The organism is Streptomyces sp. NPDC057963, assembly GCF_042887155.1.
Taxonomy (GTDB): Bacteria; Actinomycetota; Actinomycetes; order Streptomycetales; family Streptomycetaceae; genus Streptomyces.
The window spans coordinates 742084-756928 of record NZ_JBHVPX010000001.1 but is presented as its reverse complement, the minus strand read 5'-3'; the positions used below and the strand labels follow the sequence as shown (position 1 = coordinate 756928).

Below are 14845 nucleotides of genomic sequence, written 5' to 3'. Positions count from 1 at the left end.
GGGGCGTTGTGGGGGTGCGCACGGGGTCCGGCGGCCTGCCGGACGGCTTGGGCGGCAGGCCGCCGCGTGGACTGTTCGAGCGGCGTTCGGGCCGAGGTGCTCGGCTCCCCGCCCGGATCGCGAGGTGATCGAGCGGCGCTCCTGGGCCGCTCGCTCCTTCCGGTGTGCACGAGGGCGTCCTGACCCGATCCGGTGGAGGCCCATCGCGGCGCGGAGAGCTGTCGTCCGGTCGACCGCGCCTGACGGATCGGCGGGGCGGGACACCATGCCGGTGGCGCCGGCGGACTGCGTCGGCCGGCCGCGTGCGGAGCGGCGGGACCCGGGCCCGGCCTGATCCGGCCCGGCCTGATCCGACCCGACCCGACCCGCCCGGCCTGACCTGACCTGACGGGATCGGTGACCGGGGCGGATCCGGGCGGTCGCGGAACCGGGCGGGTCCGCTTCTGCCCGTGTATGTACGCCAAGCGGGCGATGTGCGGAAGTTGCCCCCGATTCCGACCGCATGGCAACCAGTTCGTAACCCTGGACATCTGTCGCGCTACGCGCGTTGACCCTAGGCTGCGGCACGAAGTCTCCAGACTCGTCATCACCCTCAAACCTCCCGCTGAACTCACAAGGGGACCGATGCCAGCGACACCGCAGAAGAACCGCGCGCCCCGGCGGGTGCTCGCCGCCGCGGCCGGGCTCGCCACCGTCGGCGCGCTCGTCGCCGCGATGCCGGCCGGCGCCCAGGACCGTGGCCACGGGCACGGCCACGGCGGCCACGGCCACCACAAGCCGGCCCGTACCGTCGACGTACAGCTGCTGTCCTTCAACGACCTGCACGGGAACCTGGAGCCGCCGGCCGGCTCGGCGGGCACGGTCAACGAGACGCAGGCCGACGGCACGACCAAGGCGATTCCGGCCGGTGGCGTCGAGTACCTCGCGTCCTCGCTGCGCACCGCGCGCAAGGGGCACCCGTACTCGATCACCGCGGCGGGTGGCGACATGGTGGGCGCCAGCCCGCTGCTGTCCGGTCTCTTCCACGACGAGCCGACCATCGAGGCCCTCAACAAGCTCGACCTCGACGTCACGAGCGTCGGCAACCACGAGTTCGATGAGGGGGCCGTCGAGTTGGCCCGCCTCCAGAACGGTGGCTGCCATCCGGTCGAGGGGTGCTACGAGAAGGGCAAGAAGTTCAAGGGCGCGGACTTCCCCTACCTCGCCGCCAACGTGACGAACGAGAAGACCGGCAAGCCGATCCTCAAGCCGTACACGGTGTGGAAGAAGAACGGCGTCAAGATCGGCTTCATCGGAGTGACCCTGGAGGGCACGCCGAACATCGTCACGGCCAACGGCGTCAAGGGCCTGAAGTTCCACGACGAGATCGAGACGGTCAACAAGTACGCCAAGGAACTGGACCGGCAGGGCGTCAAGTCCATCGTCGCGCTGATCCACGAGGGCGGGGCTCCGGCCTCCTCCTCGTACAACTACGACTGCGACAGCTCCGGCGCCGGTGACGGCATCTCGGGGCCGATCGTCGACATCGCCAAGGGCATCACACCCAAGGTCGACGCGCTGGTCACGGGCCACACCCACCAGGCGTACGTCTGCACGATCCCGGACCCGGCGGGCAACCCGCGCATGGTCACCTCGGCGTCGTCGTTCGGCAAGCTCTACACCGACACGACGCTCACCTACGACCGCCGCACCAAGGACATCGTCCGTACGTCGGTGAAGTCGGCCGGGGCCTCGAACCCCAGGTCGGCGAACCACATCGTCAGCCGGGACCAGCCCAAGGCCACCGACATGACGGAGCTGATCGCGCGCTGGAACACCCTCGCGGCGCCCATCGCGAACAAGCCGCAGGGCTACATCACCGCCGACATCAACGGCCGCGGTTCCACGGCTCCCGAGAAGCCGCTCGGCGACCTGATCGCGGACGCCCAGCTGGAGGGCCTGGCCCCGGCGGACAAGGGCGGGGCCGTCGTCGCCTTCATGAACCCGGGCGGTATCCGGGCGGACCTGGTCCACAAGGCGACCGGCAACGAGGGCGACGGGGTGGTGACGTACGGGGAGTCGTTCACCGTCCAGCCCTTCACCAACATGATGAACGTCGTCGACCTGACCGGCGCCCAGCTGATCACCGCGCTCCAGCAGCAGGTCAGCGGCTCCAACGAGGCCAGCCCGAAGATCCTTCAGGTGTCCAAGGGCCTCACGTACACCCTGGACATGACGAAGACGGGCGCGGCCCGCGTGGTCACCGACACCATCAAGCTCAACGGTGCGGCGATCGACCCGGCGAAGACCTACCGCGTCGCGATGAACGAGTTCCTGGCGGGCGGCGGTGACGGCTTCGCGGCGCTCGGCCAGGGCACCAACAGGCTGGTCGGCCCGTCCGACCTGGACGTCTTCAACGCCTACCTGGCGGCCCACTCGTCGGCCGCCGCGCCGCTGGCCCCGCCGGCGACGGACCGGATCACGGTCATCCAGTAACTCCCGTACGCGGGTGAGTGGGGCGGTGGGCCGGCGGGCCCACCGCCCCGCTGCGTGTTTCCGCGGGGCGAGGGGACCGGGGCACGGCGTGGCCTGCGCCCCACCCCCTCGGTGCCCCCCGGCCGCCCCACCCCGCGCTGGTTACCCCTCCGTGCAACGTGACACTTACCCCCGCAACTGTCACGTCCACATCTCCATCGAGGTCTCTCCCGCAGGGGTTGAGCGTGCCGCCGCTCACGTCGGGGCGACCGGGGCGAGTTCGCAGGAGATGTCGGCCGCGGCGACGGCGATCTCCGCGCGGCTCGGTGCGGCGCTCCGGACCTGCTGACCGGCTCCGCCGCGTCCCCGTGACGGGAACCGTCCGCGCTGTTCCTGTAATGACGTGCACCCGTCATAATCTGACGGCTGACCCCCCACGGCAGACGGAGGCACTCCCCGTATGAGCCCGTACACCGCCACTCGCCGGAACTTCCTGGCCGGCGCCCTCGCCGCCACCGCCACCGTCGTCATCGGGGCGGCCCCCGCGGGCGCCGCGCCACGGCAGGCCCTCGCCACCCAGGACTGGATGGGCGCCCTCCCCGACGCCACCGCGCTGCACCACCTCACGATCCCCGGCTCGCACGACTCCGGTGCCCGCTACGGCGGTCCCTGGACGGAGTGCCAGAACACCACCGTCGCCGCACAGCTGGACAGCGGGCTGCGGTTCCTGGACGTACGGTGCCGGATCACCGGTGACTCGTTCGCCATCCACCACGGCGCCTCGTACCAGAACCTGATGTTCGGCGACGTGCTCGGCGCCTGCTGGGACTTCCTGGCGGCTCATCCCGCCGAGACCGTGCTGATGCGGGTCAAGCAGGAGTACTCCGAGGAGAGCGACGCGGAGTTCCGGCGGATCTTCGACCTCTACCTCGACAGCAAGGGGTGGCGGCCGCTGTTCCGCATCGACCCGGCGCTGCCCTCGCTGGGCGAGGCGCGGGGGAAGGTCGTGCTGCTCGCCGACAACGGCGGTCTGCCCGGCGTCCGTTACGCGGACCCGGAACTCTTCGACATCCAGGACGACTACATGGCGGAGCCGTTCGCCAAGTACCCCAAGATCGAGTCCCAGTTCCGCAAGGCCGCCCAGCAGCCCGGGAAGCTGTACATGAACTACGTCAGCACCGCGGCCCTGATGCCGCCGCGCTGGAACGCGGACCGGCTCAACCCGCAGGTGCAGTCGTTCCTGGACGGCTCCGAGGCGGCGGGCTGGACCGGGCTCGGCATCGTCCCGCTGGACTTCCCCGCCACCCGGTCCGGCCTGGTGGAATCGCTGATCCGGCACAACCCCGGGAGGTGACCGGCCCGGCGGGGTTTCACGCCGCCATGCACGGAGGAGGCGGGCCGCCGGCGGCGGCTGCTTCCTCCCGTGCGGCCCGTCGAACAGGGGCTGACGGCTCCCCCTCAGAGCTCCGGCGGTGGCTGCGGCGCTCCCGGCAGCCTGATGGACGCCTCGGTGCCGTCCCCCTCCGCCGCCGGGCGCAGGACCACTTCGCCGCCCGACTGCTGGACCGTGCGGGCGACGATCGACAGGCCCAGGCCCGAGCCGGGGAGCTGGCGGGCGGACGGGGAGCGCCAGAATCGTTCGAAGACGTGGGGGAGTTCCTCCGCGGGGATGCCGGGGCCGTGGTCCCGTACGGTCAGTTCGCCGTCGCGCAGTGCGACCTCGATCGTGCCGTGGGGCGGGCTGAACTTGACCGCGTTGTCCAGGATGTTGACCACCGCCCGCTCCAGTGCCGCCGGTTCGGCCCGCACGTACCAGGGGGTCAGGTCCGCCCTGATCGTCAGTTCGGGGCCGCGCAGCCGGGCGCGTTCCAGGGCGGTGTCCGCGATGTCGTGCAGGGCGACGACCTGGAGCGGGCCGGGGTTCGCCGCGTCCGGGCGGGCCAGTTCCTGGAGGTCGCCGATGAGCGAGGCCAGCTCGGTCATCTGCGCCTTGACCGACTTCATCAGGGCCCTGCGGTCGTCCGGCGGGATGGCCCGGCCCGTGTCGTCGCTGCGGGCGAGGAGTTCGATGTTGGTACGGAGCGAGGTGAGGGGGGTCCGCAGTTCGTGGCCCGCGTCCGCGATCAGCTGGGCCTGGCGGTCGCGGGAGCTGGCGAGGGACGCGGTCATCGAGTTGAACGAGCGGGACAGCCGGGCGATCTCGTCCTCGCCCTCGACCGGGATGCGGACGGTGAGATCCTCGGTGCGGGCGACGTGCTCGACCGCCTCGGTGAGTTCGTCGACGGGACGCAGGCCGGTGCGGGCGACCCAGAGACCGGCCGCGCCCGCACCGAGGACGCCGATGCCGGAGACGATCAGGAGCACCCAGGCGAGGGTGGAGAGCGGGTCGTCGACATCGCTCATCGGGCGGGCGATGGAGACGGCGAAGTTTCCCTGCAGCAGGCCCGGGACCTGGCTGCGGGGCTCGTACGCGTAGGTGTAGACACGCATCACCTTGCCGTTCTTGGCCCTGGCCGAGTGAAGGGCGCTGTCGCGCAGGTGGGCGGCCACGGCGATGTCGGCGGCGGTCACGCCGATCGGTGACGCCTCGGCGGCGCCGCACGTGCTCCCGGACACGGTGACGAGCTGCACGGTGTACGTTCCCCGGAGCTGCGGTGCGGCCGCTTGATCGGGGCGCGTACAGGCGACGAGCAAGGTCTGCACATAGGTCGCGTCGACCTGGACGTTGCGCAGCGAGTCGTCCATCTGCTGCTCCAGCTGCGCCTTCGTCACGAACCAGCAGGCCGCGGCCACCGCCGCGACCGCGACCGCGACCGCCGTGGCCACCAGCAGGGCGAGCCGGGTCCGCAGCGGCAGGGCGCGGAGCCGGTGCAGGGCCCCGGTCATCCGTCACCACCGCCGGGGCGGAGCGCGTAACCGACCCCCCGCACCGTGTGCACGAGGCGCGGTTCGCCGCCCGCCTCCGTCTTGCGGCGCAGGTACATCACGTACACGTCCAGCGAGTTGGAGCTCGGCTCGAAGTCGAAGCCCCACACCGCCTTGAGGATCTGCTCACGGGTCAGTACCTGCCGCGGGTGTGCCAGGAACATCTCCAGGAGGGTGAATTCGGTACGGGTCAGCTCGACCCGGCGGGTGCCCCGGGTGACCTCGCGGGTGGCCAGGTTCATCCGGAGATCGGCGAAGGCCAGCACGTCGTCGTCGGGGAGGCCGCCGCCCGGCGCGGCCGTGTACGAGCTGCGGCGCAGCAGGGCCCGGATACGGGCGAAGAGCTCGTCCAGTTCGAAGGGCTTGACCAGGTAGTCGTCGGCGCCCGCGTCGAGGCCGGTGACCCGGTCGCCGACGGTGTCGCGGGCGGTGAGCATCAGGATGGGCGTGGTGGTGCCTGCCGAGCGGAGCCGACGGGCGGCCGTCAGGCCGTCCATCCGCGGCATCTGGATGTCGAGGACGATGAGGTCGGGGGCGTACGCCTCGGCCCTGGCAAGGGCGTCGAGACCGTCGACGGCGACCTCGGTGCCGTACCCCTCGAATGCGAGACTGCGCTGCAGGGCCTCGCGTACGGCGGGCTCGTCGTCGACGATCAGGATGCGCTGCGGATCGTCTTCGGCGGGGCTCATCGCTCGGTGTCCTCTTCTCGTTCCGTGCGTACCGTTGTGCTGTCAGCCTCGCACGGCCGCCGCCCGCCGTCGCGCGGCCCGGCGCTTGCGGGCTGCGGCGGCACGGACCTCCGGAGCGCGTCCCGGGACACGTTCCGGAGCGCCGTCCGTCAGGAGTCCGGTCGCCGGTTCCGTCGCAGGGCGCGTCGCGGGTCCCGTCAGGAGTTCCGCGACGAGGGCGAGAGGCAGGGCCAGGTCGGCCGGGCCGGTGGGGGTTCGCGCGGGATGGTGCATGGGTGCCTCCTCAGGAGCCGGTGCCGGACCGCAGGGTGTCGAGGTCGGCCTTGAGCGTGTTCACCGGGATCGCGAAGCCGAGACCCACGCTGCCCGCGTTGGATCCGCCGGATCCGCCGGACGAACTCGCCGAGTACATCGCGGAGTTGATGCCGATGATCTCGCCGTTCATGTTGATGAGCGCGCCACCGGAGTTGCCGGGGTTGAGCGAGGCGTCGGTCTGGATGGCCTTGTACGTGGTGGTGGAGTCGCCGGTGTCGCCGTTGAACTGCCGGCCGCCGAACTCGAACGGCCACTGCTCGCCGCCGTTCTGCCCGCCCTGGCCCTGGCCCTGGCCCTGGCTGTTGCCGTCCTCCTTGGCGACCGTGACGTCGCGGTCGAGGGCGGAGACGATGCCGCTGGTGACCGTGCCGGTCAGGCCCTCCGGCGAGCCGATCGCGACGACCTGGTCGCCGACCGAGAGAGCCGACGAGTCGCCCAGCGTGGCCGTCTTCAGCCCGCTCGCGCCCTGGAGCTTGATGAGGGCGAGGTCCTTGTCGGCGTCGGTGCCGACGACCTTCGCGGTGTACGTTCTGCCGGTGCTGAGCGTCACCTTGATCGACGAGGCGCCGGAGATGACGTGGTTGTTCGTGACGACCTCGCCGTCGGACGTGATGACCACGCCGGAACCGGTGGACTTGCCCGCGGTCGAGGTCGCGTTGATCTCGACGATCATCGGCGAGACGGCCTGGGCCACACCGGCGACGGTTCCCTTGCTGCTCTGCGAGACGGTGGTGCCGGGGACGACGCCGCCGCCCGTGCTGGTCGTGTCGCCGGTGGTGAGCCGGCCGACGAAGGCGGCGGTGCCGCCGCCGACGACGCCTGCCGCGATGGCCACGGCCGCCAGGAGGGCCACCGGCCGCTTGGCCCGGCGCCGGTGCGTGGCCGCCTCGGGGACGGGCGGGTAGGACGGCGGCGGCGGGTAGGACGCGTCACCGTTGCCGTACGAGGGGTACATCGGGTACTCGCCGCTCGGGCGCTGGCTCTCTGTCATGAAAACGAGCCTGGCCGCCGAAGATGAGAGAAACCTGAGCACGCGCTGAGAAGCCCGACAGAACCTCGTATGCCCGATATAAGGAGTACGGCCGCCCGTTGTGCGCGGAAAGAACCGAGCGGTGCCGACCGGGCCCCGACGCGCCCGTCCCGGCGCCCCGTTCGCTACCGCGTCCCGCCGCCCTGTTCGCTACCGCCTCTGCCCCGCCCCGTTCGCTACCGCGTCCCGACCGTGGGCTCCCCGCACCCGCACGACCGCCGCACCACCAGCGCCGACGGGAACTGCTTCAGCCGCTCCCGCCGCGACCCCTGCACCCGCAACGAGTCGTCGAGCACCAGGTCCACGGCCGCCCGTGCCATCGCCGGGCGGTCCGAGAAGACCGTCGTCAGCGGTGGATCGGTCAGCCCCGCTTCCTTCACGTCGTCGAAGCCCGCCACCGCGAGATCCCCGGGTACATCGATCCGCAGCTCGCGCGCGGCCCGCAGTACGCCGATGGCCTGGTCGTCCGTCGAGCAGAAGATGGCCGGCGGCCTGTCCGGCCCCGCGAGCAGCTTCAGCGCCACCTGATAGGCGTCGTAACGGTTGTACGGGGCCTGGAAGAGCCGGCCCTCCGTCGAGCGCCCCGACTCGTGCATCGCACGGCGCCAGCCCTCGACGTGGTCGGCGACCGGGTCACCGACCGCAGGTGTGGACTCCACGCCGCCGAGGCACGCCACGTACTCGTTGCCGTGCTCCAGCAGGTGCCGGGTGGCGAGCTGGGCGCCGCCGACGTCGTCCGTGACGACGGCGACGTCGTCGATCGCCTCGGGCCGCTCGTGCAGCAGCACGACCCGCGCGTCCCATGCCTCGATCTCCGCCGCCGCCCGCTCGCTGGGGCCCTGACTGACCAGGATCAGCCCGGAGACCCGCATGCCGAGGAAGGCCCGCAGATAGTGGACCTCGCGCTCGTCGCGGTAGTCGGAGTTGCCGACGAGCACCATCTTTCCGCGTTCGGCGGCGGCCTGTTCGACCGCGTGCGCCATCTCCGCGAAGAACGGCTGCCGGGCGTCCGGCACGATCATCCCTATGAGATCGGTCCGCCGCGAGGCCATCGCCTGGGCAACCCGGTCGGGCCGGTACCCCAGCTCCTTGATCGCGGCGAGTACCCGCTCGCGCGTGGCCGGGGCGACCGGCCTGGGTCCGTTGTTGATGACGTAGCTGACGACCGCGGTCGACGTACCCGCCAGTCTCGCCACATCGTCCCGCGTCACCTTGGCCACGCGCGGCAGTCTACGCGGATATACCTACCTCTTGGCAGGCTGGACCGGGGCTTCTTGCGCGGCTCCGGCCGCCCTCGACTGCTCCGAACGGGTTACGGGTTCGGCGGCCGTCCTCGACGCGGCCTCGGCCTTGGCCTCCTCGGCCGCACGCTCCACCTTCTCCGGTACGACGAAGCGGTAGCCGACGTTGCGGACCGTGCCGATCAGCGACTCGTGCTCCGGGCCGAACTTGGCGCGCAGCCGCCGCACATGGACGTCGACCGTCCGCGTACCGCCGAAGTAGTCGTAGCCCCACACCTCCTGGAGCAGCTGGGCACGGGTGAAGACCCGGCCCGGGTGCTGCGCCAGATATTTGAGCAGTTCGAATTCCTTGAAGGTCAGGTCCAGGGCCCGGCCTTTCAGCTTCGCGCTGTACGTCGCCTCGTCGACCGACAGATCGCCGTTGCGGATCTCCATCGGGGAGTCGTCGGAGCCGATCTGCCGCCGACCGGTGGCCAGCCGCAGCCGCGCCTCGACCTCGGCCGGTCCCGCCGTGTCCAGCAGTACGTCGTCGATGCCCCAGTCGGCCGTGACGGCCGCGAGCCCGCCCTCCGTCACGACGAGGATCAGGGGACAGCCCGGTCCGGTGGACCGCAGCAGCTGGCACAGCGACCGCACCTGCGGCAGATCGCGGCGGCCGTCGATCAGGATGACATCGGCACCGGGGATGTCGACGAGAGCGGGGCCCTCGGCCGGCGCCACCCGCACGCTGTGCAGCAGGAGACCGAGGGCCGGAAGCACCTCCGTCGACGGTTGAAGGGCATTCGTCAGGAGCAGCAGTGAACTCATCGCCGCCCACCTGCCTGGGTCGTCGGTCGATGATCGTGCACAGTTCGCTCGCCCATTACGTCGGTCCTCCTCGTTCCCTGCGAGAGGGGCACTCCCGGGCTCCGGCCCGGGGGAGTATGCGGCACTTCTTCGTACGTTTCGTGCTGGCTTTCGCACTGCTCGCCGTACGACATTCGTCACACGGTTTTACGGATGCGGCCCCGCGCCCCGGGACCGCTGAGCTTGTGGAAACGTCGCCGTAACAACGCTTGAAAAGCGCAAAAGGACCCGGGGGCTGCTTTGCCCGGATCCTCTTCCCAGCAGAATAGCCCACATGAGTTCTGTGTCCGAGGGACGATTTCGGAGTTCTTCTGTTCCCTTGATCACGCCCGGTCCTCTGCGCACCGCATTGCGGACCGATGACGGGGTGCGTATCGAGGCGGTGTACGAGCCGTGCACGGCGGGTGCCGGAGCCGTTGCGGAAACATCCTTCGACGGTACTGCGATCGTGATCGCGCACGGGTTCACCGGATCGGTGGACCGTCCCGCGGTGCGGCGTGCCGCCGGGGTCCTCGGCCGGCGCGCGGCGGTCGTCACCTTCTCGTTCCGGGGGCACGGCGGGTCGGGCGGGCGGTCGACGGTCGGGGATCGCGAGGTGCTGGATCTGGCGGCGGCGGTGAGGTGGGCGCGGGCGCTCGGACACCGGCGGGTCGTGACCGTCGGGTTCTCGATGGGCGGCTCCGTGGTGCTGCGGCACGGGGCGCTGTACGCGGGCCGGTCAACGGCCGGCACGGAAGACGGTGGGGGCGCGGAGCGGGAGGGGCGCATCGAGGCGTGCGCGGGGGCGCATGTGGAGGGGCACGCGGATGCGGTGGTGGCCGTGAGCGCCCCCGCCCGCTGGTACTACCGGGGCACGGCCCCGATGCGCCGCCTGCACTGGATGGTCACCCGGCCCGTCGGCCGACTGGTCGGCCGCTACGGGTTCGGCACCCGGATCGACCGCGACGACTGGGATCCGGTCCCGCTCTCCCCGGTCGGGGCGGCCGGGCTGATCGCCCCGGCCCCGCTGCTGATCGTGCACGGCGACCGGGACCCGTACTTCCCGCTGGACCACCCCCGGATGCTGGCCGAAGCGGCGGGCGACGGCGCCGAGCTGTGGCTGGAGCGGGGCATGGGCCACGCCGAGAACGCCGCCGACGAGAGCCTGCTCACCCGCATCGGCGACTGGGCGGCGGCGCGGTGATTCATGATGGACAGCTGATGCGAGACGAGAGGAACTCCGCCATGTCTGCGGGAACGATCCGCTACTGGGCCGCCGCGAAGGCCGCCGCCGGGACCGCGGAGGAGCCGTACGCCGCCGCGACCCTCGCCGAGGCGCTCGACACGGTGCGCGAGCGGCACCCCGGTGAGCTCACCCGAGTGCTGCAAAGGTGCTCGTTCCTCGTCGACGGTGATCCCGTGGGGACCCGCAGTCATGAGACCGTACGCCTTGCCGAGGGCGGCACGGTCGAGGTGCTCCCGCCGTTCGCAGGAGGGTGAACCGCAGAACATGAGCAGCAACGATCAACAGCATCCATACGGACAGGACCCGAGCCACGGCTACGGCTACGGGCACGAGCCGGGGCACGATCCGCTGAGCGGCCGGGAGCCGGAGCCGCAGCCTGACCAGACGTACGGGAACCAGACGTACGGGAACCAGGCGTACGGGAACCAGGCGTACGGTCAGCAGCCCTATGGCCAGCAGTCGTACGGCGGCCAGACCCATGGTGCGCAGCCCTACAGCGACCAGGCCCATGGCGCGCAGTCCTACGGCGACCAGGCCCATGGCGCGCAGCCCTACGGTGCTCAGTCGTACGGCGGTCAGACCCATGGTGCGCAGCCTTACAGCGACCAGACCCATGGTGCGCAGTCGTACGGTGACCAGGTCTACGGCGACCAGTCGTACGGCGGCCGGACCCACGGTCAGCAGGCGGCGTACGGAGCCCCGCAGCAGGCGTACGGCACGCACGACCCGAACCAGGCGCCTCAGGCCGGCCCCGCGCCCGCGTGGCCGACCGGGCAACCGCGGGAGGGCGACGCGCCTGCGGCGCACGGCCCGCAGGATCTCGGCGTCACGCAGACCTGGGAGGGCCAGACCTGGGACACCCAGTACCAGCCGACCATCCGGCCCGCTCAGCCCGCGCAACCCGCTCAGCCCGTTCCGGCCACCGCGGGGACCGCCTCCCCGCCGCCCCTTCCGCAGCACGCGCAGCCGCAGGGCGCCTCCGGCTCCTACCCGCTGCCTCCCGAGGCCCCGGCCCAGGCCCAGGCCCCCGCCCAGGCCGCGCCCCCCGCCGCCGAGCCGGACCAGGCGGCCGTACCCGCGGACGCGCCCCCCGCCGCCGCCGCGTCCGCACTCGACGCCGCCGGATACAGCGCGCCCACCACCCTGGGCAACAGCCGCGTCACCGACGCCCAGCGTGCCCGCGCCGAGGGCCGCTCGCCGATCATCGCGCCGGGCATGCAGCCCGCCGCCCTCACCGCGGGACTCGGGCTGCTGCTCGCCCTCGGTGCCGCGATCGGCTCGTACGCCCTGGTCGTACCGCTGGTGCTGCTCCAGGCCGTGACCGCGGCCGGGTGGTTCCGGCTCAACGGCATGTGGCCGGCCCGGCAGGGCATCGTGCTCGCGTTCGCCGGTGGCCTCGTCGCCGATGTCGCGCTGCTCGCCGCGGGCCGCGAGAACGGGCCGGCCGCGATTCTCGGCACCCTCGGGATCTGGGTGCTGCTCACCGTGGTCCTCCAGCTGCGCAGCCACGCGAGCGCCGACGAGCGGATGCAGGGGCTGATGGCCACCGTCGCCTCGGCCGCGCTCTCGGTCCTGGCCGCCGGGCACCTCGCGGCGGTCCCGGACGCGGTGACGGCGGGCGCGGTGGCCGTCGCGGTCGCCGTGCTCGTCCGCGCGCTGCCGCTGCCCGGTCCGGCCTCGGTCGTGGTGGCGCTGCTCGCCGCCGCGGGCGCCGGTGCCGCGGCGGGGGCGTTCACCGATCTCGGCACGAAGGGCGCGCTGCTCGGCCTCGCGGCGGGCGGTTGCGCACTGATCGGGCTGCGGGCGGCGAGCTACGACTATCCGTCCCGGTTCGTGCACATGACCGCCGGTGTGGCGCTGCCGCTCACCGCCGCCGCCCCCGCCGTCTACCTGCTCGGCCGCGCGCTCTCGTAACGCGGACCGGCCACCCCCTTCGGGAGCCGAACGGGAACCGAAGGGGGGTCACCGCTCGTCGATCAACCCGGGCGGGCTGTGTGTTCATGACGGACGCACGGGCGCCGGGGGTCCGACCGGATGCAGGGTGGGGGAAGAGCGGGCGTGCGTGCACTGCGAATACTGCTGGTCACAGTGGTGGTCCTGGGTGGGATCTTCGTCGCCGTCGACCGGGCGGCGGTGTACTTCGCGGAGTCGGAGGCCGCGGACCGGATCCAGGTCACCGGCGCCACGATCGGCTCCACGGACATCTCCATCAAGGGATTTCCGTTCCTGACACAGATCGCCAATTCGCAGCTCGACGAGGTCGATGTCGAGATCACCGGCATCGAGACCGACACCAACGGCCGCAGGGTCCGGATCAGCAGGATGAACGCCGCGCTGCACGAGGTGAAGCTGGCCGACGGGTACTCCAGTGCCACCGCCGCGCGTGCCACCGGCACCGCCGTCATCTCGTACCGGGACCTGACCGCGGCGGCCGGCGACGGCGTCGCCGTCGAGTACGGCGGCAACAGCAAGGTGAAGGTGACCGGCACGGTCGACATCCTCGGCAACCCGCTGTCGCGCAGTGTGCTTTCCACCGTCACCCTCGTCGACGGCCACACCCTCAAGGCGCACGCGGACAAGGTGCCGGGCAAGGGCATTCCCGGGCTGGAGGGCGCGGTGCGCCAGAAGACCGACTTCGCGCTGGAGGTCGGCGGGCTGCCCAGCGGTCTGAAGCTGCGGAAGATCCAGCCGACCGCCGACGGTCTGGAGATCTCGGTGGCGGGCACGGACGTACGACTCGCCGGATAGGCCCCGCCGGACAGATCCTGCCGGACAGATCCCGCCGGGGCGGGGCCCCGGCCTTCCCGGGCGCTGCCAGGGCCCGGCGCGCCACATAGTGAGACGGCCGTGTCCGATCCGCAGATGGCCGACGGGCACGGACGGCGGGGGAGCTCCGCGAGAGGTACCGCCATCCGGCTCACGTCTCGCATCGCGGACGATCGAGTCTCAGGATGCGACACGGCGGTGACATGTCCGCCCGTACCTCCCTACGATCGGTCCCATGCAGTGCTCTATGGGCGGTCTCCCGCAGCGGGGACGGGCGGATCTCACGAAGCGGCGGGCAGTGGACCTGTGCCGCGTCGCCGCCATGCTCTGTCGCACTGTCTGAGCGGGAGCCTTCGGCACCCCGTATTTCCCGGCCCTTCGGACCGATTCAGGGCCCATCCCGATCGCATGTCGCACGTGCGCCGCACCCTGCGCCGCCGTACATACGCATCACGCACCCTCTCGCACCATCTCGCCGCAGACTGCCCCGGAGGAGAACAGAATGAGCCGCAGTGACGTCCTGGTAGACGCCGACTGGGTCGAGGCCCGCATCGAGGACCCGCAGGTCGCCCTTGTCGAGGTGGACGAGGACACCTCGGCGTACGAGAAGAACCACATCAGGAACGCGATCCGGATCGACTGGACCAAGGACCTCCAGGACCCGGTCCGCCGCGACTTCATCGACCAGGCGGGCTTCGAGAAGCTGCTGTCCGAGAAGGGCATCGGCAACGACACGACGGTCGTCCTGTACGGCGGCAACAACAACTGGTTCGCGTCCTACGCGTTCTGGTACTTCAAGCTCTACGGCCACCAGGACGTCCGGCTGCTCGACGGCGGCCGCAAGAAGTGGGAGCTCGACTCCCGCGACCTGGTCGACGGCGACCAGATCCCGTCCCGCCCGGCCACCGCGTACAAGGCCCAGCCGCAGGACGAGTCGATCCGCGCCTACCGCGACGACGTCGTGAAGGCGATCGGCGACCAGAACCTGGTCGACGTGCGTTCGCCCGACGAGTTCAGCGGCAAGCTGCTCGCCCCGGCGCACCTCCCGCAGGAGCAGTCCCAGCGCCCCGGCCACGTGCCGACCGCCCGCAACATCCCGTGGTCGAAGAACGCCAACGACGACGGCACCTTCAAGTCGGACGACGAGCTCAAGGCCCTCTACGAGGACGAGCAGGTCGACCTGACGAAGGACACCATCGCGTACTGCCGCATCGGCGAGCGCTCCGCGCTCACCTGGTTCGTGCTGCACGAGCTGCTCGGCCAGGAGAACGTCAAGAACTACGACGGTTCGTGGACCGAGTACGGCTCCCTCGTCGGTGTGCCGATCGAGCTCGGCGCCAACAAGTAACTCCGT

14 protein-coding genes are annotated in these 14845 nt (G+C 71.4%); 8 read left to right on the top strand and 6 right to left on the bottom strand.

Annotated elements, in window-relative coordinates:
- The first annotated feature begins 624 nt into the window (after positions 1 to 624).
- Both ACFVT1_RS03500 and ACFVT1_RS03495 read left to right on the top strand, forming a co-directional pair.
- Positions 625 to 2475, top strand: a complete 1851-nt coding sequence (locus tag ACFVT1_RS03500) for a bifunctional metallophosphatase/5'-nucleotidase (RefSeq protein WP_389792107.1) — start codon at positions 625 to 627, stop codon at positions 2473 to 2475.
- A gap of 439 nt (positions 2476 to 2914) precedes the next feature.
- Entirely contained in the window at positions 2915 to 3808 is an 894-nt protein-coding gene (locus tag ACFVT1_RS03495; RefSeq protein WP_389792105.1) for a phosphatidylinositol-specific phospholipase C, read from the top strand.
- A gap of 104 nt (positions 3809 to 3912) precedes the next feature.
- Here the strand turns inward: ACFVT1_RS03495 and ACFVT1_RS03490 are convergent, their stop codons facing one another.
- The 6 genes from ACFVT1_RS03490 to ACFVT1_RS03465 all read right to left on the bottom strand — a co-directional run bounded on the left by ACFVT1_RS03490 (position 3913) and on the right by ACFVT1_RS03465 (position 9461).
- Complete coding sequence (locus ACFVT1_RS03490; RefSeq protein ID WP_389792103.1) at positions 3913 to 5340, bottom strand: sensor histidine kinase; 1428 nt, start codon at positions 5338 to 5340, stop codon at positions 3913 to 3915.
- Complete coding sequence (locus ACFVT1_RS03485) at positions 5337 to 6068, bottom strand: response regulator transcription factor (protein ID WP_389792101.1); 732 nt, start codon at positions 6066 to 6068, stop codon at positions 5337 to 5339. Before ACFVT1_RS03485 ends, ACFVT1_RS03490 begins: the two co-directional genes overlap by 4 nt.
- Positions 6069 to 6110: 42 nt before the next feature.
- Entirely contained in the window at positions 6111 to 6341 is a 231-nt protein-coding gene (locus ACFVT1_RS03480) for a hypothetical protein (RefSeq protein WP_389792099.1), read from the bottom strand.
- 10 nt (positions 6342 to 6351) lie between these two features.
- On the bottom strand, positions 6352 to 7374 hold the full coding sequence (locus tag ACFVT1_RS03475; protein ID WP_389792097.1) for a S1C family serine protease: 1023 nt from the start codon (positions 7372 to 7374) through the stop codon (positions 6352 to 6354).
- Between the two features lie 215 nt (positions 7375 to 7589).
- Complete coding sequence (locus ACFVT1_RS03470) at positions 7590 to 8633, bottom strand: LacI family DNA-binding transcriptional regulator (protein WP_389792095.1); 1044 nt, start codon at positions 8631 to 8633, stop codon at positions 7590 to 7592.
- Positions 8634 to 8657: 24 nt separating this feature from the next.
- Complete coding sequence (locus tag ACFVT1_RS03465) at positions 8658 to 9461, bottom strand: winged-helix domain-containing protein (RefSeq protein ID WP_389792093.1); 804 nt, start codon at positions 9459 to 9461, stop codon at positions 8658 to 8660.
- Positions 9462 to 9774: 313 nt separating this feature from the next.
- Between ACFVT1_RS03465 and ACFVT1_RS03460 the strand changes: the two genes are divergently transcribed.
- The 6 genes from ACFVT1_RS03460 (at position 9775) to ACFVT1_RS03435 (ending at position 14839) form a co-directional block, all read left to right on the top strand.
- Positions 9775 to 10683: an alpha/beta hydrolase family protein gene (locus tag ACFVT1_RS03460; RefSeq protein WP_389792091.1), complete on the top strand. Its 909-nt coding sequence runs from the start codon at positions 9775 to 9777 to the stop codon at positions 10681 to 10683.
- A 41-nt stretch (positions 10684 to 10724) separates the two neighbouring features.
- Positions 10725 to 10979 (top strand): MoaD/ThiS family protein, encoded by a 255-nt coding sequence (locus tag ACFVT1_RS03455; RefSeq protein WP_389792089.1) that lies wholly within the window; start codon positions 10725 to 10727, stop codon positions 10977 to 10979.
- Between the two features lie 10 nt (positions 10980 to 10989).
- Positions 10990 to 12639 carry a hypothetical protein gene (locus ACFVT1_RS03450; RefSeq protein WP_389792087.1) on the top strand — a complete coding sequence of 550 codons (1650 nt, stop codon included), beginning with the start codon at positions 10990 to 10992 and terminating at the stop codon, positions 12637 to 12639.
- Between the two features lie 144 nt (positions 12640 to 12783).
- The gene (locus ACFVT1_RS03445; protein WP_389792085.1) at positions 12784 to 13473 is read left to right on the top strand and encodes a DUF2993 domain-containing protein; all 690 of its coding nucleotides are present in this window, start codon (positions 12784 to 12786) and stop codon (positions 13471 to 13473) included.
- Positions 13474 to 13726: 253 nt separating this feature from the next.
- On the top strand, positions 13727 to 13834 hold the full coding sequence (locus tag ACFVT1_RS03440; RefSeq protein WP_353782750.1) for a putative leader peptide: 108 nt from the start codon (positions 13727 to 13729) through the stop codon (positions 13832 to 13834).
- 159 nt (positions 13835 to 13993) lie between these two features.
- Positions 13994 to 14839 (top strand): sulfurtransferase, encoded by an 846-nt coding sequence (locus ACFVT1_RS03435; RefSeq protein ID WP_389792083.1) that lies wholly within the window; start codon positions 13994 to 13996, stop codon positions 14837 to 14839.
- The last annotated feature ends 6 nt before the right edge of the window (positions 14840 to 14845 follow it).